Raw genomic sequence first — 21,834 nt, forward strand, 5'->3', positions numbered from 1 at the left:
GGCCGGGCGAGGACGAAGGTGACACGCAGGATGGACGCGACCCGGGGTGACGGCGACCTTCACCGGATCGTCTTCGACGCCCCCGCGCGGAGCTGGCTGGAGGCCGCGCCGCTGGGCAACGGGCGCCTCGGCGCCCTCGTCCACGGCGGCACCGCGCGGGAGCGGATCTCGCTCAACGACGGAACGGCGTGGTCGGGCGGGCCGGGCAGCGCCCCCCGGCCGCCCGCCGACGGGCCGGCCGCCCTGGAGCGGGCCCGCCGCCACCTCGCCCGGGGCGCGTACGACGCCGCGACCCGGGAGGTCCAGCGGGTGCAGTCCGGCTGGGCGCAGTCCTATCTCCCTTTCGCGGACGTCGTCCTCACCCTGGCGCCGTCCCCGGGGTCCGCGTCCGGCTCCCGGGGGAGATCCGACGACGGGACGAAAGAAGAGAACCGGGGGAGTGAGGACGACCGCTACCGACGCGTCCTGCACCTGAACCACGCCGAGGTCGAGACACGATTCCGCCTCGGCACGGTCGCGGTGTGCCAACGGGTGTTCGTCTCCGCACCCGACTCAGTGCTCGTCGTCTCGGTCGAAGCCGACGCGCCCCTGGACGTCACCGTCGAGCTGACCACCCCCCTCGCGCTCCTGCGACGCGAGGGGGGTGACCACACGGCGGAACTGCGGTTCCGGATGCCGTCCGACGTACCACCGCCGCATGAACCCGATCACCCGGTCGTCTGGTCCGCGTCACCCGGCGACGCCCTGCGCGGTGTTGTCCACGCGCGGCTCGCCCACAACGCGACCGCCGCCCACCCGTCCGGTACGGCCGAGCTGAGCGCGCGATCGGCAACCAGACTCGACCTCGTCGTCGCGACCGCCACCACCTTCGGCGGGATCGGACGGCCGACGCGTCCGGACGACGTACTGGACGCGGCGGCCGGGACGGCCGAAGCCGCGCTCCGGCTGGGCGTTCCGGCCCTTCGCGTACGCCACCGCGCCGATCACACGGCACGGTACGACCGCGTCGCGCTGCGGATCGGGGGCGGTCCCGGCGATCCGGAGAGCACGGAGGGCACGGCCGCCACCTGGCGCCGGGTGACGGCGGCCGGCGAAGGAGGGGACGTCCTCGCCGACGACCCCGGGCTCGCCGTCCTGCTGTTCCACTACGGCCGGTACCTGCTGCTCGCCTCCTCGCGGCCCGGCGGCCTGCCCGCCACCCTGCAAGGGCTGTGGAACACCGAGCTGCGCGCGCCGTGGAGTTCGGGCTACACCCTGAACATCAACACCGAGATGAACTACTGGGCCGCCGGCGTCACCGACCTCGCCGAATGCGCCGTCCCCCTGCTCGACCTCGTGGAGGCACTCGCCGTCACGGGCGCCGTCACCGCGCGCGAGCTGTACGCGGCACCCGGCTGGGTCGCCCACCACAACACCGACGCGTGGGCCTACACCCCACCCGTCGGTACGGGCGACGCCGACCCTGCCTGGGCCTTCTGGCCGATGGCGGGAGCCTGGCTGTCGCTCGAACTGGCCGACCTGGTGCGCTTCGGCCACCCCGAACTGCTCGGTCGGGTACGGCCGTTGCTGCGCGGCGCCGCCGAGTTCGCGCTCCACCGGCTCGTTCCCGCCGGTGACGGGACGCTCGGCACGAGCCCGTCCACCTCACCGGAGAACCACTTCCGCACCCCCGCCGGCATCAGCGCGGTGGGACGGTCGTCCGCGATGGACCTCGCCCTCGTCGCCGCCCTGTTCGACGCCGTCGCCGAGTTCGCGTCCGGTGACGGTACGGACGAACTGCTCACCCGCCTGCGCCGCGCCCGGGCGATGATCCCCGGCCCCTCGACCGGGCGGGACGGCCTGATCACCGAATGGCGCGACGACCCGGTGGCGGCGGAACCGTACCACCGCCATCTCAGCCACCTCTGGCCGCTCCACCCGGGGCCGGGCCTCCCCCCGGACCTGCACCCGAACGCCGCCGCCTCGATCGACGCCCGCGGGGACGAGTCGACCGGCTGGTCCCTCGCCTGGCGGATCGCGCTGCGCGCCCGCCTCCGGCAGCCGGACCACGTCGCCGACCTCGTCCGGCTGATGCTGCGCCCCGCCCCGGCCGACCGGGTCGGCCAGCGCGCGGGCCTGTACCCCAACCTCTTCGCCGCGCACCCCCCGTTCCAGATCGACGGCAATCTCGGGTACGTCGCGGGCGTCGCCGAGGCGCTTCTCCAGAGTCACACCGGCCGTATCGAACTGCTTCCGGCCGTCCCCCCGGCCTGGACCCGTGGATCGGTACGGGGGCTGATCGCACGCCCCGGCGTCCGTGTCGACCTCGCGTGGGACGCCGACGACCACGGCCGCCCTGCGCTCACCACCGCGACCCTCACCCCGCGCGGCGCGCACGCGCGGGCACCGGTCACTGTCGTCGCGCACGGCCGCCGTACCACCGTCGACCTGACACACGGAGCCGTCACCCTCGACGGCCGGCACCTCGCAAGGAGAACGACGAGCTGATGACCGTACCGACCACCACCGCGCCCCGCCACGTCGTGGAGGTGACCGCCCACGGCGCGGACCCCACGGGCCTGCGCGACTCCTCGGCCGCCGTACGGGACGCGATCGCGGCGGCACGGCGGGCGGGCGGCCCCGTGACGCTCCGCTTCGCGCCCGGCACCTATGCCTTCCGGGCGTCGTCGGCGGTACGCCGTGAGCTGTACGTCTCGAACACCGTCGGCGCCGATCCCCGCTACCGCGAGAAGGCCATCGGGATCCTGCTGGAGGGATTCGACGACATCGAGATCGACGGCGGCGGCGCCCTGTTCGAGTACCACGGCCGGCAGACGACGATCGCCGTCATCGACTGCGGCCGGGCCGAGTTGCACGACTTCGCCGTCGACATGGTGCAGCCGACCGTCGTGGAGGTGACCGTACGGGAGACCGGCGTCGCCGGGGGCAGGCCGTACCGCCTGGTCTCGGTGCCGCCGGGGACCGATGTACGTCCCCACGGCCGCACCGTGACCTGGCGGGGGGAGACCGGCCCCGACGGCGGCGAACCGGCGTGGACCGGGGAGGGGGCGCTCGACTACTGCCAGGTGCTCGACCCCCGGGTGAGCCGTACCCGGCGGACGGAATGCCCGCTCTTCGACCACGTGGAACGTGTCACGGCGGCGCCCGGCGGCCTGCGTATCGACTACCGGGCGGACGCTCCCGTACCGGACGACGAAGGGCTCGTCTACCAGCTCCGGCACACCGACCGGGACCATCCGGGGGTCTTCGTCCTGGAGAGCGGGTACGCCCGGTTCCACGCCGTGCGCTTCGGATACCTGCACGGTTTTGGGCTGCTGGCGCAGAGCGGCGGCGACCTCCTCGTACAGAGCTGTGTCTTCGCCACGCGGGAGGGCACGGGCCGGACCACGGCCGGCTTCGCCGACTTCGTGCAGGCGTCCGGCCTCAGTGGCCGGGTGGTGGTCGAGGACTGCCGCTTCGACGGCGCGCACGACGACGCGATCAACGTGCACGGCCTCTATCTGCGGGTCGACCGGGTGGACGGCGACGAGCTGGAACTGTCCTACCCCCACCCGGAGACCGCGGGCTTCCCGCAGTTCTCGGCCGGCGAACGGTGCGAGATCGTACGGGTGGACGACGGCACCGTCGTCGCGACCGACGTGGAGGTGCTGGGTGTCGACGGGCCGAGCGGACGGGACCACGCGCACGACCTGACGCGCATGCGGATCCGGTGCGCGGGGCCGCTGCCCGGCGCCGTCACCGCCTCCGCGCCCGGCGAGTTGGCCGTGGAGAACATCACCCGCACGCCGGCCGTGACCGTACGGCGCTCGACGTTCCTGAACCTGCCGACCCGCGGCGTCCTCGTGTCGACCCGCAAGCCGGTCCTCATCGAGGACTGCGTGTTCACGGGTCTCGGTATGGCCGGCGTCCTGATCACCTGCGAGGCGGGCAGCTACTGGGAGTCGGGGCCGGTGGCCGACTGCACCGTCCGCGACAACCGGTTCGAAGAGCTCGGCGGCCCGGCGGTGCAGATCAGCCCTCCGCACTTCCCCGCCGGCGGCAGGTCCGTGCACCGCGGCATCCGGGTGCTCGGCAACCACGTCTCGAACTGCGCGCCGTGGCCGCACGAGGGCGACGAGGACCGGTGGTTGGGCCCGGAGGCCCGCCACTGGATCGTGGACGCGACGAGCGTCGACGGTCTTGTCGTCCTCGACAACACGGCGGCCTCGGGCAGCCTTTCGGTACGGCTCGACCACTGTCCGGGCGCGGAGGTGGGCGCGGGGTCCGGCAGCCCGGTCCGCGTCAGCCCGGCCGGTGCGGCCGACGGGGGCGACGCGGCCGGACCGTCAGCCGGCGTCCGGGGTCAGAACTGGTCGTAGTTGTAGTTCCCGGCGTACCGCGGGGCCCAGACCTCGGGCCACGGGGCGGCGTTGCTGCCGCAGGCGCCCAGCACGGTCTGGGAACGCCGTCCCGTGTCGCGCACGCACTGCCCGGTGGTCGCCTCGACGATCTCCCAGCGGTTCGCGTCCTGCGGGGTGGCGCGGTGGTTCCAGGTGAAGGTGGAGCAGCCGGAGCCGGTCGTCAGGACGAGCGGAGCGCCGGGGGTGGGGCCGCCGCCCTGCGGTCCGAGGCAGTACACACCGAAGGCGCCGATCGTGAAGGTGCCGTTGCCCAGGCTCTGGAAGTGGAAGTACTGGTGGAGTTCGTTCTTGCAGTCGAACGTCTGGACGACGGCGCCGCGTTGGGGGCGGCCCCCGCCGCGGAGGTCGAGGCACTTACCGCTGCCGGACGCCCGCACCGCGTAGACGGCGGCGTCACGGAAACTCGTCGTGTAGCGAATGCCGGGGTTCTCGGCGGCCTGCGCCGCGGTGGGCAGGAGCAGGCTGAACACTCCGACGAGGACGGCCGCGACCGCGCGCCCGCCGAGGTGACATAACTTCCGAACCACGTGATCTCTCCTGTTTTCCGGGGACGTTGTCGCCCAGGAACCTACCGTAGTTCACGGAATGCCAGATGTGCGGCGTTTGGTGAGGAACGCCCCTCGCGGAGGCCGACGGCCGGACGAGGCGCGGGGCATCCGCCCGAGGTACCCGAACGGACAGGCGTGCGAGGCCCGTTGGGGGGCAGACGGGGGAGACACGAACGGGACGAGCCGAAGAGAAGAGTGTGAGACCGATGACCTTGCCCAACTACCCGCAGCAGTCGGCCCCCGACGGGCAGCTCCACACCGAACCGGCCCCCGCGCGGAGCAACGGCCTCGCGGTCGCGGCCCTGGTTCTGGGGATCGCCGCGTGCGTGTTGTTCTGGACGGTCATCGGGGGCATCCTGCTGGGCCTGGCGGCGATCGTGACCGGCGTCATCGGTGCGCGCCGCGCTCGTGGCGGCCGGGCCCCCCGCCGCACGATGGCCATCGTCGGCGCGGTGCTGGGCGCCCTGGGCCTGATCGTCTCCGCGGTGATCGTCACCGTCGGGGTGTCGGTGCTGAACTCGGACGAGTTCAAGGACTTCAACGACTGCGTGCAGCACGCGAACACCCAGTCCGAGAAGGACAAGTGCGCGGACGACTACTCGGACGACGTCAACAACTGAACACACTGAACACACTGAACACACTGAGCTCACGGAACAAGCCGAACACCCGGAAAAAGCCGAACACGCTGAACACACGTCGCCCGGCACCCCGCCGCTCAGGCCGGAGGTGCCGGGCGATCAGTGGGTCACGGGCACTCGGGGGGTGCCGCGTTGACGTTCTGGACCCAGCGGGCGGCGACCCAGCCGGGCCTGCCGAGCAGCTTGTACCAGCGGGGATTGCCGTCCACGACCTCACCGTCGGACTTCTTGCATTTCAGGTCGATGACGGTGCCGTACGGGATGGAGTCGATGGGCGGCCTGCTGGTGTTCGGGGTCGGCCGCACGTTGACGGCCGGATGCGCGATGACCTGGCCCTGGTGGACGAAGGCCACGGCGGGCTCGGTCTGCGTGGTGAAGGACTCCGGGCCCGGGCCCGACGGGTGGCCCGTGGCGACGGCGGGGGCGGCCAGGGCCGTCCCCGCCAGCAGAACCCCGGCGAGCACGGAGATGGCCCGGTGCCCGATGGTCGGTGCGCTCATGACGGTTCCTCTTGCTGTCGATGAACTCCGGGCAACTTTCCCCGGCTGGATACCTTCATGGCACGGGCACACCCCGGTGAGGCCCGTTCCCGCCCGGGAAACGCCCGTTCTCACCCGAATGGCCCCATCGGGTGGGCCGTCCGGCCCCCTGCGGCGACGGCCCGGGTGGCGATGTTCCGCACGTCATGCTGATATGGCCGGTTGGCCGGTACGTACCGCGTCGCTCAGCCCGTCGGGGAGGGGCCGGGGTCCGTGCCCTCGACGAGGGAGTCGAACCGCAGCCCGCTGGACGACTCGCCCCGCCCGGTGCGCTTGCGCCGGCCGACCCACAGCCGGGCCCTGCCGTCCGCGCCGCGCGCGTACTGCCAGGTCCGGGTGACGGCCGCGCCCTCGCGCGGCACCTCCTCCTCGCGGATGTCCAACGGCCGGCCCGGCGTGAGCAGCCGGCCCAGCGGCAGGACCGGCTCGCGCCCGCCGTCCGGCCGGCGCCGCGTCAGATGCCCGCGCCGCAGCCGTACCGCTCCCGGCCTGATCTCGACGGGGAGCAGCGGGATCCAGTGCTCGGGGACCTCGGTGGCCAGCCGGTAGCCCAGGGTGCCCTTCGCGAAGGAGACCGGAGAGGGGGCGGGGGCGGTGACACGGGTGCGGTCCAGCGGCGAGCCCGCCGGGTCGGTGACGGTACGTTCGATCGCCCACGCCTGGTTGGCGTCCTCGTCACGGGCGAACAGGACCTCTTCCAGGGGCTCGCCCTCCAGTCCGGCCGCGGTGGCGGGCGGGAGCAGGAAGGCCGGGTGGCGTCCGCCGCCGGACCTGGACAGGGTGAACATCGACCAATGGGCGTCGCCCGCCCCGCCCCCGGGCGGTGGCATCAGGGTGGGGCCGCCCAGCACGGAACTGAAGGTGTCACCGACGACGACGGAGCTGAGGGTGGTGAGCGTCCCGGCGGGAATCTCCAGCGGGACGACGTACCAGTCGTTGCTGTAGACGGTGGCGAACTCGGCCAGCAGCATCCTGGCCAGGTCGTCGGGGGCGCTGTCCACGCCGCCCAGGGTGACCCGCGCGTCCTCGAACTCCCAGTAGCGGCGGGCGGGCATCCCCGGGAAGGCCGCGGGCGCGGGGAAGACCGTCGTGGTCAGCTCGGTGCGCCGGGGCGTCGGGGACAGACCGCTGGGCCCGCCGGCGGTGAAGTCGGCCCAGTCGAGACGGCCGCCCGGATACCCGGGGGCGTCCAGGGTGACCTCCGTACCGGGCCTGTTCGGATGCTCCAGGGGGCCGCCCACGTCCGCGCCGACCGAGAAGCGGTACTCCAGCCGGTCCGCCTGCCACGCCTCCCGTTCGGCGGGGGCCGCGGTGAACCGCGCGTCGTGCCAGGCCAGCCAGGTGCGCAGGATTGGTACGGCGGCCTGGACCTGCGGGGGCGTCAGGCCGAGGGCGGCGGGTACGGTCTCCGAATCCAGCGCCGTACGCAGCCCGTCGGCCGCGGTGTGCCCGTGCGGGGCGCGCCCGCCCATCACGGTGAGGAAGCGGCGTACGGCGGGGGTGACCGGCGAGGCGCCGGGCGCGTCGGGACCGGGCAGCGGCCAGGCGCGCAGTACGGCGGCGGAGGCCGCGCCCTGTCCGGCCGCGCCGAGCAGCCGCACCAGGTGCTGGCCGGACTCGGCGGCGGCGCGCAGATCGGTGGCGGGGGCGGCCTCGCGCTCGGCGAGGGCCTCCAGGGGGGTGCCGGCGTCGTACGCCTCGCGAGGGGCGCCGGGCGCGCCGGTGGCGGGCAGCGGTCCCGGGCGGTAGGCGGTCAGGGCGTCGGACTGGCCGCGTACCCGGACCCAGATGGGGGAGCCGGCGTCGTCCCCGAGGTATTCGCCGAACTGCCACTGGCGGGCCAGCAGCCACAGCGGGTCGTGGATCCGGGCCTCCAGGGCGGGCCGCAGATCGCCGGAGCGCGCGCGGGGTTCGAGTCGGGTCCAGCTGGTGATGGAAGGCATCTGCTACCTCGCGTACGGGGTGACGGGCAGGGCGGTGGGAACGGGAACGGCGGCAGGGGCGGGCGCCGGGAGGCCGGGTGTCAGGGGGCCGGGTGCCCGCCGGGCCGGTGTCATCCGGTGAGTCCCCGGGTGAAGTCGGTCGAGGCGACCTCGGTGGACGAGACGTTGGTGGCGAGTACGGCCGCGGGCAGCAGCTGCCCGATGTCGGTCATGGCGTCGGGATCGACGGGGTGCAGGGCCTCCAGGTCGACGGCGCGCAACTGGGCCAGGTCCAGGGCTTCCACGACCGTCTCCTCGATCAGCGCGGAGTCCCACAGCGCCCGCCCGTCCGGTGGCACGGCCAGCAGCAGGGCCTGGGGAGCGGCGGCGTCGGGACTGTCGGCGTGCACGGCCAGGCCGGTGGTCTGCGTGGTGCGCGGTACGGTCTCGCTCCACTCCTCCACCAGCAGGCCCCGGACGGGGCCGTCGAGCGCGTCGGTGCCGGACAGATGGAGGGCCAGCGCGAGGCGGTTGCCGGGGCTGCCTCCCGCGGCGCCGGGCAGCGCGGCCCAGCGGTCGCCCTGGACGTGGGGCAGTTGGGCGACGCGCACGGTGAGGCTGTCGCCGGTGCGCAGCGCCTCGGCGTAACCGAGCGTCGTGGTGAGCCGGTCCAGGCCGCGCCGGACCCGGGCCAGGCCGCCGAGGTGGGCGGCGGCGGTGAGCGGATCGCCGCCCTGGAGCGCCGTACTGGCCTGGAAGGAGGCGTTCAGCTGGGGGAAGGTGTCGGGATTGGTGGCGGACGGGGTGAAGGCGGGCAGTACGAGCACGTCGGGACCCAGGACGGCGGCCAGCACGCGGGGCGCGGCCGTCGTGGCGTCGAGACGTCCGGTGTCGACCTGCTGCTGGAGCTCGTCGGCCTCCTGGGCGCGCCGCGCCAGCTCGGGGAGGGCCGCCGCGGACAGGACGGCGAGCACCTGGACGTCGGCGCCGGTCTGTTCGGCGGACGCTCCCGGGGGCGGGGGCGGTGGCGGTACGACGCCGGGCACGCCCAGCAGGTTGGCCGCGACCAGGCCGGTACGCAGCCGGGCGGGGTCGGCGCTCTGCGAGACGTCCGCGAGCGCGGTGCGCAGCATGGCGCGCACGGCCGCCGCGCGGGCCACGAGCGAGGGGTCGGCCGGCGCGGGGGTGGCGGGCGGCTGCTCGGGCAGGGTGAGGTCGGCGGCGGTGAGCGGGCGCGCCGAGCGGAGCAGGTCGCGGGCGGCGCGCGCGGCCTCCAGCAGCGCGGCCAGGCCGGCGGCCTGGGGGCCGTGCGCCACCAGGCCGGTGACGGTGCGTCCGGTGCCGTCACCCGCGACGGCGGCGGTGGCGTGGAGCAGCAGATGCGCGGCGAGGTCGCTCCCCGCGAGCCCGGTCCCCCCGAGGTCACCGTCCTGCGGCGAGGCGTCCGGCCCGGGTTCGGGCGCGAGGGCCGCCCAGTCCCGCGGAGCCAGCGGCAGCCCGGTCAGCGGGACGGCGACGGTGGTCCCGTCCGAGAGGCGGGCGCCGACGCTGACCTCGGCGGGCGCCGGCAGCAGCCGGGACAGCCAGCCGTCGAGCGCCGGATCCGCGGCGCCGCGCGCCTGGCGGGCGCGGGCGGCGGGTGTGGCGGGCCAGCGGTCCGGCGCGGCGCCGTCGGGGCCGAGCAGGACCAGGACGCGGTGGGTGACGGCGTCCCCGCCGAGAGGGGTGCGCAGCACCTCGGGCTCGGGCGGCGGCGCCTCGCCGTTCGCCATGGCGTCCAGCGTGGCGCCGGCCCGGAGCGGGTTGCCGAGCACCGCCTGGTGGACGCCCTCGGCGAGGAGGGTGTCGGCGACGGAGTCGACGGCGTCGTCCAGATCGTCCAGGACCTCGGTGAGCGCCGCGAGTTCGGCGGTGGCGGTGGCCGGGACCCCGACGTCCCGTACCAGATCCAGCTGCCGGTCGGCGCGGCGGCGGTGCAGGGTCAGACCGTCCACCAGGTCGTGGGCGGCGACGGTCTCGCGGGCGGTGCCGGCGGTGTCCACGCTGGTGGCGTGGATCGGGGCGAGGGCCCGGAAGCGGTCGGTCCAGGCCGCGAGCGCGGGCAGCGGATGGTCGCGCAGGGCCCGTTCGAGCCGGGCGCCGAGCAGGGCCCCGAGGGGCTGGCCCTGGCGGACGCCGTCCAGGATCCAGGCGGCGGTGCGCACCCGCGCGGAGCTGAGGTCCACGGCGAGCGGCCCGCCGGGGGCGTCGCCGTGGGCCCGCTGGGCGGAGCGCAGCACCGCGGCGGTGGTGGCGTGGGAGAGCGACGGCGCGTGCACCGGCGCGGCGGTGTCGGCGGGGGCCCGCAGCAGCGGGCCGCTCTCGGCGCGGGGGTACTGCGCCAACGGCACCGGCACCGACGGCTGACGGGGCGTCAGGTCGGTGACCCAGCCGTACCCGCCCAGGTGCGTACCGGTGGGCCGCCCGCCCTGCTCGGCCGGCCGGCGCAGCCAGTCGAGGCGCCGGGCGGCCAGCGAGGTGATCCAGGCGTCCAGCCGGTGCGAGGTGGAGTCCAGCTGTTGGGCCAACAGCCGTTCCAGGTCGGCCGGTTCGCTCCCGGCCAGGGTCCGCAGGGCGGCGGCCGTCTCCATCAGGTCGCTGGTACGGGCGTCGCCGGTGCCGGAGCCGTACAGCAGGAACCGTACGGGCACGCCCCGGTCCGCCGACTGGTTGAGCCTGCGCACCAGGGTGGGGGTGGGCTCCAGGGCGTCCAGGTCGACGAGTTCCGCCTCCGGCCCGGTGCCGGGGCCGTATCCCTGGATGCGGGTGGCGGCGATGCCGTACTCGGCGAGCAGGGAGTGCCGGGTGAGGCGGTAGAGCAGGGGGGTGCCCTCCGCGCTGCCCAGCTGGGGCTCGGTGAAGAGGTCCAGCGGGTTACGGGTGGTGGACCCCAGCCGGGCGAGGTACTGGGCGGGCTCCCCGTTCTCGGTGCCTTCGGGGGCGAGCACCCACGGGGCGTCCAGCGGGAACGACTCGCGCGCGTGGACGAGCCGCCCCAGCCGGACGTCGAAGGGCGCGATTGCGAACCGGCCGGCGAGCGCGGCCGACGCGGCGCTGAGGTCCTCGCGCCACTGGTCGTTGAGGTTCAGCTCGCCGAAGCGCCAGAGCGCGGTGATGTAGTCGGTCCCGAGGGCGCTGCGGGCGTGGACACGGCGGGCCGTGGGCGCCATCGCCAGGACGCGCGCGACGGTCTCCATGGGCTGCGCGCCCCGGGTGACGCGCGGCACGGCGGCCGGGTCGGCGACGGCGCGTTCCCACAGACCGGTACGGAGCCGGCGGAGGAAGGGGACGACGGCCGGGTCCAGCCGGCGGCGGCCGGAGGCGGCCCCCTCGACATCGGTCCAGCGGGCGAGCGGCAGCACCGGCAGCACCCCGTAGGGCTGGGCGCCGATCCGGAGGGCGGGCAGCGGCCCGCCGGGGCGCAGATGGCCGATGACATGCGCGCGGGCGCCCCGGATCTGCTCGTCGGTGAACCGGCCGGCGGTGAGCTGGCTGAGCAGATAACCCCAGGTGGCGCCCCACAGCGCGGTGTTCATGGCGCGGGCGGCACGCTCGTCCGTCCGGTCGGCGAAGCGGGCCCGGGCCAGGGCCCCGGGGCTGCCCGCGGCGGGCCGCCCCGGGCCGCCGGTGGCGGCGGGGGGCAGGCCGAGGGCGAGCCGCAAGCGCGGGAAGCCCGCGTCGGGGTCGGTGGGCGCGGTGTCACCGTGGCGGACCCGGAGCGGGGCGCGCTGGGCGGGATCGGTCCTGCTGTGTACGGAGGTGGCGGTCGCGGTGTTGTTGCTGGCGGCGCCCGGCGGGACGAAGCCGAGACCCCGGGTGTGGAACTGGGCCTCGAACAGCTCGTCCAGCTCGGCCGCCGCGCCGGCCGGCCCGCTGGTGGCGTCGGTGTGCCGTACCCCGTGGGCGACCAGCCGCCGGTAGCCGTCGAGGGCCCCGACGCGGCGGGGCAGCCGCACGGCCATGCCGACGGCCTCGGCGGCGGCGAAGTCCACCAGCCACTTCGTGGCGTCGTCGACGGGCGGGGACGCCGGATCGAGGGCCGTGAGGTCCGCAGCGGGGTCGGGGCCCACCGTCAGCGGCCGGGGGACGTCGGCCGCCGCGGTGACCCGTACCGGTTCCTGCGTGGCGTCGAGCGGAAAGCCGGTGACGGTCCACCGGGTGGGCAGGGCGCGGGCCACCGCGCGTCTGGTCCAGGATCCGCTGCGCGGGGCGCCCAGCACGGGGAACCGGGGGAGGGGGTCCGGCAGTCCGCGTTCCCCCGGGTTGAGCGGCTCCAGGACGCGGGCGATCCAGGCGGCGCGCTCATGGCCGTACCGCTCGGCGAGCGCGTCCCAGGCCGCGTGTTCGTCGGGCTCGTCGCCGCGCGCGGCCCAGACGGACGTCCAGTAGTGCCTGCCCCACAGCTCCTCGTCGGTGGTCAGCGGCGGCTCGTGGGAGTCGATGTGGAGTTCGTCGGGGTAGACACGGACGAGCAGGTGGGTCTCGGTGAAGCGGGTCTCCAGCCGGACCGGGAGGAGCAGCACCGGGTACTGGGCGGAGAGGTTCCAGGTCGTCTCAGGCATCGTCGTCCGTCGGGGTGGAAGCGGAAAGGGGCGGGGTGGCGGCGGCCTCGGCGTCGGCGTCGGCGGAGTCCGCCGCGCGCGCGGCGGCGGCCGTCGCGGTGTTGTGCGGGCCGTGCGCGGAGTACTGCGGCGGCAGGCCCGCGCCGGGCGGGATCGGGGGCAGTTCCAGCAGGTTGTCCGCCGTGTCGCCGTCGCCGCCGGTCCGCAGCCGCTTGACGCCGTGGGCGTCGTGCGCGACCCGCACGGCGACGCGGTGGCCCGGCGCGCCCTCCACGTAGAAGCTCTCGCGGTTCTCGATCGCCGCGATCACCTGCGCGGCGGTCAGCCGCCACCAGCCGCCGGCCGGGTCGGGTCCGGCCAGCTCCCGTACCAGCACCCGGTCGCTGCCGGGCGCGCGCTTGCGTACGTGGGTGATCCGGCGTCCGGCACCGAAGGACGGCAGCAGATCGGTGGCGTGGAAGGCGACCCTGGCCGGCTGCTGGAGGGTGATGTGCGCCATGTGGGCGGAGTTGTGGGCCCACGTCGCCAGGGCGGGCTCCGGTCCCGGGGCCGGTTCCGGGCTTCCCGGCGGTACGGGGCTCCGGCCCGGCGGGACCGGGGGCGGGCGCAGGGGAAGGGTCAGCTCGCCGAACGGCGGCAGCAGCGGGGCGTACCGCAGCGCGTCCAGTTCGGTCTTCCCCGCCGCGACGCTCGCCCAGCTGACGGCCCGCCAGTGCTCCGGGGCGCCGCCGTACGCGGCGTCGCGCTCCGGTACGGCGTCCAGGCCGAACCGGGCGACGCCGGGATGCTCCTCGAAGACGAAGAACCAGCCGGGGTCGCCGCCAGGGCCGCCGCCCCGTACCTCGGCGGCGGTGAGGGGGAAGCCGAAGTAGAGGACATCGGGTTCCAGGGCGCCGGAGAAGACCGGGTCCCTCCGCTGGGTGCCGAGCCGGGGCGGGCCGCCCGGGACCGTGGGCGCGAGCGCCCGGCGCGCGTGCAGACCGAGGGCCGGGTACCGGCGTACGACCTCGCCGCGGAGCAGCAGCACCACGGCCTCGCCCCCGGCGGGTCCGTGCGCGACGGTGCCCAGACGGGCGTGTCGCGGCCACTCGGCGAGCGGCGGGACGTCGGGCGGCTCGGCGCCGGGGTCCGTGGTGCCCCGGGCGTCCCAGAAGTGCCGGAAGGAGGTGGCGGACCGGTCGGTGGGGAAGCCCCGCCAGAGCAGTTCACGGCCCAGCTCGTGGTTGGCGCCGGTCAGGAACGACTCGACGAAGGAGGGGTTGGTGCGCAGCAGCGTGATCGTGTCGGGCGGCACGCGCTCGACACCGGGCAGCAGATGGTCCTGACCCAGCTCGGTCAGCAGTTCGGCCATGGGCTGCGGGAAGGACGGCGGGGCGAGCAGGGGGCCGAGCGGGTCGCGGAGTGCGGCGCCGTCGAGATCGAGGCCCTCCAGCCGGGCGGTGACGTGGGCGGTGACCGTCTTCTCGGGGTCGACCGCCGCGTGGACGGCGTCGGCGAGGCCGCTGAGGGCGAGCCGCGGCTCGTCGTGCTGGACGGCGTGGGCCTGGGCCGCGAGCAGCGCCGTCTGGTGGGCGGTGGCGGCCGTACGGAAGTTCGCGGCGATGGCGCGCTTGCGGGCCAGGGTGTTGCCCGGCAGGTCGGTGACGCAGACCGCCGCGCCGCGCCCCGAGGAGCCGAAGGAACCGCCGGGATGGGCGCCGAGGGGAGTGCTCCAGGCCGTGGCGGTGCCGTCCTTGACGTCGGTGCCGATCCGGTAGGAGGCGCGGTTCGCGCCGTCGGGGTCGTCCACCGTGAACACCAGCAGATCGGGCCGCTGGTTGCCGGAGAAGTCCGCGACGGCCAGGCCGGCCCCGGCGATCCTCGGTCCGAAGGAGCCGGGGATCGTACGGACGTTGCTCCACGGCGAACCGCCGCCGGCGGGGCCGACGATCCGGCCGCGGGCGTTGATGTTCCAGCCGATCCGGTAGGAGCCGGTGACGCCGGCCGAGCCGCCGCTGCCGGTCTGCTCCATCAGCAGGACGACGAGTTCGGGGCGGAGGTCGCCGTCGAGGTCCGCGACCGCCAGGCCCATGCCGAGGACCGCGGGCGCGGTGTCGGAGGGGCGGCCGGGCCAGGGGATCTCCTCGGAGTCCGTCCAGCCGCCGGTGGCCGTGCCGCTGACGGGGTCCAGGGCCCAGCCGATCCGCAGGAACAGCCGCCGGTTGCCGGGCGTCCCGGCGAGATAGACGACCAGCAGCTCCTGCTTGCCGTCGTTGTCGAGATCGGCGAGCGTGGCCGTGCCGCCGAGGACGGGGTTCTTCTGGACGAGGGCGCCCGTGGCGCCGTCCGTCGTGCTCATCGGGACGGGGAGTTGCTGCGTCGGCGACCAGGAGGCCGGTACGCCCTCGGAGTTGAGGGTCCGGCCCACGCTGTACATGCCGAAGTTGCCCAGCGGGTGGTCCTGGATCCAGAAGGCCACCAGGTCGGGGGAGGACTCCCGGCCGGCGGCCGGCGGGTCCAGGTCCGCGGCGGCGAGGGCGAAGCCCATGGCGGTGGTGGCGTTCACCGGCGCGGGCAGCGGCGACGGCCCGCCCCAGCTCTCGGTCCTCCCGTCGAAGTCGGTGTTCCGGCCGACCCGGTACCGCGCGCCGCTCTCGGAGACGTCGCCGAGCAACAGGTTGGAGCGGAAGCCGAGGCGCGGACGCCAGCGGATGTCACGGGGCGGGTACGCGGTGAGGGCACCGCGCCCGCAGAAGGCCGTCCGGTCCAGCTGCTGCCAGGCGGGCGTCGCCGCGTCGAGATCGAGCCGCAGCAGGAGGCCGTCGCGCACGGCCCAGACGACGGCGTTCTTGAGCACGGCGTTCAGGGGGGTGCCCGCGGCGCCCGGCGCCCGTCCGCCGGGTTCGCTCCAGTCGGTGCCACCGGTGCACACCGCGACACCGGGAGCGCTGGTGGTCGTCACGGCGCGGCTGTCGCCGATGGAGCCGAGGGTGTGGCCGGCCTCGTCGCGGACGGCGTACCACTCGTAGAGCATGAGGCCGCCGAACCGGCAGGCGTACATCTTGCCGTCCTTGCCCTTGGCCATGTAACCCACCAGGAAGGAAGCGGCGTGGCGTACGGGGATCTCGTACGGGTCGAAACCGGCGGCGGGACGGCCGACGCCCAGCCAGCTCCACACCCCGTCCTCGTTGGCGCTGTACATGTTCAGGGAGCCGTCGGTGGCGACGGCCGAGACACTCCAGGGGTGGAGCACGGCCGGGACCCCGGTCAGCGTCTTGCCCTGGGGTGTGCCCAGTCCTTCCCAGATCCACAGGGAGCCGGAGAACTTCAGTTCCCACAACTGCCCCGCCGCGAGGCCGTAGACGCTGTCATAGGTGCGGTTCTGCGTCCCGCCGGGCACCCGGCGCTCGTTCCGGGCGACCGATCCGAGGCGCGAGCCGGTGTCGAGCGGACCGCCGGGCGGCCGCCCGTGGTCGTACCAGAGATAGCGGTCGCCGTCCCATCCCAGCCGGTACAGGCTCCCGTTGGCGCCCACCACGAAGGCGTGCAGGTCGCGGACGGCGGTGGGCGGGCCGACGGCGGTGGTGCCGGGCGGGGTGCCGTGATCGGTCCAGCCGACGGTGCCCTGGGAGGAGGTGAAGCGGGAGAGCACCCGGCCGTCGTGGGTGGTGGCGAACAGCCGGGTCGTCATCACCGCGCCCAGGAAGCGGATGTCGGGGACGACGGAGGCGGGTGTCTCGGCCGGCCCGGGGAGGTCGTCCTCCCAGCCGCGCCGGGTCAGCCGGTCGGCGGAGATCCGGGCGAAGGTCTCGGAGCCGGACACGTCCTCCACGGACGCCCCGCCCGCCGGCGGGGGCAGCGGCGGTGTGGCCGCGGCCCGGCGGCCGGTGAGCTGGGCCGCGAGGCCGGCGCCGCCGGTGTCGGCCGCCGCGCCGGTGCGCGCGGCCAGCGGGCCGCCGGGGCGCAGCAGCCGCCGGAAGGCCGGAGTGAGCGCCGCGGCGGCCTCGCGGTTGCGGTCGACCTCGCCGGCGGCCGTCCCGGAGCCGTACCCCGCGAGGTCACGGGCGGTGGCGGTGATCTGGAGCAGCCGGGCGTCCGCGAGGTCGTCGCCCGGTGGCGGGGCGAGCCTGCGGTGCAGGCTGTCGGAGACGGTACGGGCCAACTGGCCCTGGCGCAGGGCGTCGTTGGCGCGGCGCAGGTCGGCGGCCTGGTCCCAGGCGGCCGCCACCAGATCCTCCTGGTGGTGGCGTACGACCTCGGCGCCCAGGGCGGCGGCGGCCCGGTGGCGGGGGTCCAGGTTGACCTGCCGCAGCCAGTACGGCCCGGCCTGCGGTGACGGCAGCCGGGTCCCGCCGCCGGGGGTCCGGGCGTGGGGGCCGCCGGCCTGGGCGGCGCCGTAGACGGGCGGGGCGAGTTCGGGTTCGCCGGCGGCGCCCGGGGGCCCGCCGTCCAGGACACGGCTATACGCGGCGCGGAACGCGGCGGCCGTGGGCTCGTGCCAGGGGAGCGGTTCGGTGCCCGCCGTACGCAGCGCGCCCTGGAGGTCTACCAGCCGCCCCGGGCCGCCGGGCGGCAGCGCGGGCAGTCCGTCGCCGGCCCGGCCGACGTCGAGCGGGCGGGTGCCGACGTCGCCGGGCAGGGCGCGCGGGGTGAGGGCCTGGACCAGGGACTCGAAGTCGCCGTCCAGGCCGGTGCCGAAGAACCAGTGGTGGTAGACGGGCAGCTGCCAGGGCTCCTCGGCGCCGGGCACCGGCGGCCAGGCCGGCCGCAGTTCCGTCCGGTCGGCGGGCGGCAGCGGCCGGCCGAGGCCGGTGAGCCGGCCCGCCTCGAAGGCGGGGACGACGGCGGCCAGGTACGCGGTCTCCGGCGTGAGCCGGCGCGGGCACAGCAGCCGCGACAGGGTGCGCTCGGGGGCGTGGGCCAGCAGGTCGTTCACCTCCTCCGGGTAGGCGGTACCGCCGGTGGGGGCGTTGGTGGTGACCTGGGCGTGCGCCCAAGCCCAGGAGTGCGCGAGGTCGGGGAGTTCGGCGGGGGAGCAGACCAGCCGGGGCAGCCCGCCGCCGGGGGCGGTGTCGAGGACGGCCCCGGCGGCCTCCACGACGACCAGGACCAGCCAGGGCCGCAGCCGTCCCCGCGCGGCGGCACCGGCCGGGGAGAACATCCACGGCAGGTCGGGACGGTCGAACTCGACGGCGGCGAAGAGCTGGGGCTCCGCGTCCCGGCTGTCGGGGGCGGGAAAGGTCCGCAGGATCTGCGCGGGGTCCAGGGCGGTGATGTCCCCCGGACCGTACAGGCGGGTCCGCACGGTCCGTTCGGGGCGCTCGTTGACCCGAGGGTGGAGCGTGAGGGTGGTACGGGCCGGCAGCGGGCCGGTCAGCGGGTCGTCGGCGACACCGGTCGCGGCCAGGCCCTCACGGACCCAGGACAGAAAGGTCAGGCCGCCGGTCATCCGGCACCTCCGGAGGTCGCGCCGGCGCGGGCACCGGCGAAGGGGCGGTGGGTGGTGGCGCGGATGCGCGGGGGCGCGGCGGGCGCGGATCGCCCTCCCGCGCCATCGGGTACGGCGGCCGGGCCGGCCGCCCGGCCGTTGGTGCGCCGGGCCGGGGAGGCGGGTGCCTGCTGCACGGAGTACGGGGCGGCCGGGGCCCGGCGGGCCAGGTCCCGGCGCAGCTGGGCCGCTTCGGTGAAGGTCAGCGGGGCGGCGCCCGCGGACCGCGCCGCATCGGCGGTACCGCCCGTACCGCCCGCGCCGGCCGGCGCTCCGACGACCGCGAAGGAGGTGTCCCGTACCCCCAGAGCACGGCCCGGGGCCGTGAAGCGCTGCTTGCCGGTACGGCGCGTGGCGGCGCGGGCCGCCGGGGAGACGGCGGTACGAGCGAGCAGCGCGGCGCCGTCCTGGGCCCGCGTGGCCGCGGCCGCCGGCACCCGGAGGTCCGCGCGGGAGGTGACCGTACGGGCCGGGGAGAACCCGGCGGCGGCCGCCGGGCCCACCACGGTCAGGTCGTAGTCGGGTTCCGCCTGCGGCAGGACGTCGAGGTCGCGGCCGAAGCGGGTGGCGGGCTCGGCCGCACACCCGGCCGGAAGCCGCTCGAAGGACGGGCGGTCGAGCTTCTCGTCGTCGCCGAGGTCGAGGAACTGCGCGGGCGCGAAGTACTCACGGGTCTCGGCGGTCCGCAGACCGACCGGTTCGGCGGCCGGCGAGCTGCGCACCCGGAGCGCGGTCAGCCGCAGGGTGCGATCGCCGGAGACCCGGGCCTGGCCGAAGCGGTCGAGCGTGACACCGAGCGGCGCGACCCGCTGCGTGACGGCCAGGGAACCCAGCGGATGGACCAGCAACCGGTCCTCGGCATCGGTGATCTGACGGAGCGTCACGACAGAGTTCCCGGCGCCGGGGAGCTGGGCCGTCCAGCTGCGCGGGTCGTCCAGCGCCTCTTCGAGACGCGCGGCGACATCCACCCCCTCGGGCCGGGCGGCCGGGACGGCGGACCCGAAGGTCTTGTCGAAGGAGATCTCGGCGCTGAAGAAGAGGATCTCGAATCGGGCCCGGCCCCGTGCGTGCCAGCGGCCGGGCCCCGACAGCATGACCTCCACCCGTACGCCCATCACCGTCCTGGACCCGCACTTGAGCGCGAGCGCCCCCACCATCTCGGCCAGGAATCCGAACGGCTCGAACTGCACCAGGGCGTCGAACGACAGCATGCCTTCGACACTGAAGCCCAGGGCGGAGGCGTACAGCTCCACCCGGGCCCCGAACTGCGCCGTGTTGGAGGTCAGCGCCAGGTACGACTCCAGGCGCAGCCGCGGGTTGTCGCCGCTGAGCAGCGACAGGGTGAGCCGTTTGAGCCGGGGGAAGTTGGGTGGCGGCTGGAAGCGCGGATGGAACCCCCCGGCGGCCAGCGCGAAGGAGGGCCGGTCTCCCCAGGAGGCGCGCATCGCGAGATCGCCGGTGAGGGTGAAGGCCGCGATGCGGGAGTCGCGGAGCGAGGCGTCCAGGGACGCCTCGGCGCGCTCGAAGTCGACGGTGCCGACGATGTCGACGTTGACGACGACGAGGGCCGCCTCCGGGGTCGGCAGCGCCATCCGCAGCCGCCCGAGCAGGGCGAGGCGCAGCGGGGCGGGCAGTTCCAGCAGCAGCCCGACATCGATGGTGAGCAGCGTGGGCGTACCCCAGCCGATCCGGGCCATCGGGCCGACGACATGCCGTCCGGGGGTCGCGGGGAAGACGGCGCCGAGGGTCGCGACCAGCTCGGGGGCCCGGCCGAGCGGGTCGTCGGGAAAGAGCAGCGAGTCCAGTGCCCCCGTCCGTACCCCGGTGCGCAGGGCTTCCAGGTCGACGGACCGGTTGACGCCGATCAGACCGCCGACTCCGTTGAGGGTGAAGCCGAATCCGAGCTGTACGGGAGTGAACTCGGCGCTGATCACGACCAGCAGCGAGAATCCTTCGGAGCCGTCCGGCATCCGCGTGGTGAGCAGGCCGACCGCCTTGAGAGAGATGCCCTTGAGGTCCAGGGCCAGTACCCCCGCGTACTGCTCCTTGTCGGTGTCGAAGGAGAGATACCCGCCGCCGGTGACGGGCCCGGCCTCGATCTTCAGAGCGGCGCCGGTGGGCGGGACGAACGCGGCGTCCAGGGAGAACGGTCCGAGATCGCCGTCGCCGTCCGGCGCGGGGCGCAACTCCAGCGCCAGCCCCATCCGTTCGACCGTGGCGGTGACCGGTCCGAGGGCGACCTTCACCGTGCCGGTGACACCGGCCCGGATCCCCTCGTCGTCCGCGGCGAGGGCGAGCCGTACTCCCTGGACCTCCAGCGGCCCCAGCGTGAGGTGCACGGGAAGGGCGGCCTCCAGCGCGGCCGCGCCCTCGAAGCGCAGGCCCTTGCGGCGCGACCAGACCAGGCCGAGGGCGAACTCGGCGCGCAGCCCGTCGGCGGGCAGCACCTGGGCCAGGAAGCCGTCGCCGTCACCGGGGGCGACGACCACCGCGGCCCGTTGCGCCGCGAGGCCGATCTCGACCTCGGTGGTGGCCTCGGCCCCGGTGGCGGCGTCGGCGGGGATCGCCTCGGCGGCCAGCCAGAACCGGGCCTCGCCGATCTCCAGCCGCGTACCGTCGGCGGAGCCGAGGCGCAGCGCGGGACCGCCGTCGGCGAGGCGGCGCAGTTCGGCGCTGAGCCGGGCGTGGGGCGGCGAGGACTCGCCCAGGGTCGCCCCGTGCGGCCCGACGGCCAGGCCCTCCCCGGCGGCCGAGAGGTCCACGCGCAGGCCCCAGTGCCCGAGCAGCTGCTCGATCACGACGGCGCCGCTGGGGACGACCACCACACCGAGCCCGCCGGTCTCCTCGGAGGCCAGGCCGAGGGTCAGGTCCAGCTCGGCGCCGAGTGCGGGGTCGCCAGCCCGGTGGGTGAGGCTGAGCATGCGGCGGCCCAGCCGGACGCTGTCCGCGTCGAAGCCCAGTCCGGCGAGGTCGGCGTCCTCGCCGAGTCCGATCAGGGCGTCCACGCCCAGCGCGCGCAGCAGCGCGCCCAGGCGCGGCAGCAGGGTGCCGGCCAGCGCGTCGGCGGCGGCCTCGGTGGCCAGGCCGCCGGGGAACGCGGCTTCGGGGAGGTACACCTCGCGCAGCGTGCCGAGCGGGTCGGTGACCAGGCCGACCAGCCGCTCGGGACGCACCCGGGCCCGCGCGAGCGGCCGGCGTACGACCGCCCCACCGACGACGATGCCCGGCTCCACGGCGGCGTCGGCGGCCGGGACGATCACGCCGAGCAGCACCAGGCAGTGGTGCAGGACCGGGTGGTGGCGCAGCAGATGACCGACCACCAGATGGTCGAGTACGTCCCTGGCCAGGGCGGCGGCGTCGAGCGCGGCGAGGGACGCGGGCAGGGCCCGTACGGCCGTGAAGGCGGCGGAGGTCGCCGAGAAGACCCGTACGAGATCGTCCAGCGAGTCCGGCGGGTCCTCGGCCAGATCCACGAGCCGGGTCACCGCTCCGGCGATGTCCGTGAGCCACACGGCGAGGTCCTTGTCGCCGGCGGGCAGCGCCGCGAGGTCCCAGCCGAGCGCGTCGAGCAGCGCGTCCCGGTGCCAGCCGTTGCCGGCCGCGCCGAGCAGCGGCGCGAGCAGCAGCCGCACCTCGCCGACGAGCAGGGCCTGGGCGTTGCCGTCACCGGGGTCGGGTATGCCCGGCAGGGCGGGCGGTTCGGTTGTCATGGTGCG

At 75.5% G+C, this 21,834-nt stretch carries 9 protein-coding genes; 3 read left to right on the plus strand and 6 right to left on the minus strand.

The features are described 5' to 3' along the window. Positions 1-30 precede the first annotated feature (30 nt). Together ACIODU_RS06320 and ACIODU_RS06325 are read left to right on the plus strand one after the other, a co-directional pair. Entirely contained in the window at positions 31-2,487 is a 2,457-nt protein-coding gene (locus ACIODU_RS06320) for a glycosyl hydrolase family 95 catalytic domain-containing protein (RefSeq protein WP_401764515.1), read from the plus strand. Continuing rightward, positions 2,487-4,358 carry a right-handed parallel beta-helix repeat-containing protein gene (locus ACIODU_RS06325; protein ID WP_401764518.1) on the plus strand — a complete coding sequence of 624 codons (1,872 nt, stop codon included), beginning with the start codon at positions 2,487-2,489 and terminating at the stop codon, positions 4,356-4,358. The genes ACIODU_RS06320 and ACIODU_RS06325 overlap by 1 nt, the downstream gene beginning before the upstream one ends. Here ACIODU_RS06325 and ACIODU_RS06330 read toward each other — a convergent pair. After that, positions 4,343-4,927, minus strand: coding sequence for an RICIN domain-containing protein (locus ACIODU_RS06330; RefSeq protein ID WP_356420132.1), 585 nt, complete (start codon positions 4,925-4,927; stop codon positions 4,343-4,345). The two genes, ACIODU_RS06325 and ACIODU_RS06330, sit on opposite strands and share 16 nt — an antisense overlap. Before the next feature lie 227 nt (positions 4,928-5,154). On the opposite strand from ACIODU_RS06330, the gene ACIODU_RS06335 reads away from it, so the two are divergent. After that, positions 5,155-5,568, plus strand: coding sequence for a DUF4190 domain-containing protein (locus ACIODU_RS06335; protein ID WP_356420129.1), 414 nt, complete (start codon positions 5,155-5,157; stop codon positions 5,566-5,568). A 128-nt stretch (positions 5,569-5,696) separates the two neighbouring features. Here ACIODU_RS06335 and ACIODU_RS06340 read toward each other — a convergent pair whose 3' ends face one another. From ACIODU_RS06340 to ACIODU_RS06360, 5 genes are all read right to left on the minus strand, one after another. After that, complete coding sequence (locus tag ACIODU_RS06340) at positions 5,697-6,089, minus strand: SH3 domain-containing protein (RefSeq protein ID WP_356420126.1); 393 nt, start codon at positions 6,087-6,089, stop codon at positions 5,697-5,699. Positions 6,090-6,313: 224 nt separating this feature from the next. Continuing rightward, positions 6,314-8,071 (minus strand): hypothetical protein, encoded by a 1,758-nt coding sequence (locus tag ACIODU_RS06345; protein WP_401764523.1) that lies wholly within the window; start codon positions 8,069-8,071, stop codon positions 6,314-6,316. Between the two features lie 110 nt (positions 8,072-8,181). Beyond that, positions 8,182-12,651 (minus strand): hypothetical protein, encoded by a 4,470-nt coding sequence (locus ACIODU_RS06350; RefSeq protein ID WP_401764526.1) that lies wholly within the window; start codon positions 12,649-12,651, stop codon positions 8,182-8,184. Next, positions 12,644-18,079, minus strand: a complete 5,436-nt coding sequence (locus ACIODU_RS06355; protein WP_401764528.1) for a DUF3892 domain-containing protein — start codon at positions 18,077-18,079, stop codon at positions 12,644-12,646. Before ACIODU_RS06355 ends, ACIODU_RS06350 begins: the two co-directional genes overlap by 8 nt. Then, entirely contained in the window at positions 18,076-21,828 is a 3,753-nt protein-coding gene (locus ACIODU_RS06360) for a DUF6603 domain-containing protein (RefSeq protein WP_401764530.1), read from the minus strand. The genes ACIODU_RS06355 and ACIODU_RS06360 overlap by 4 nt, the downstream gene beginning before the upstream one ends. Positions 21,829-21,834: the final 6 nt, after the last annotated feature.

This window comes from Streptomyces sp. NPDC088261, from assembly GCF_044740805.1.
Taxonomy (GTDB): domain Bacteria; phylum Actinomycetota; class Actinomycetes; order Streptomycetales; family Streptomycetaceae; genus Streptomyces.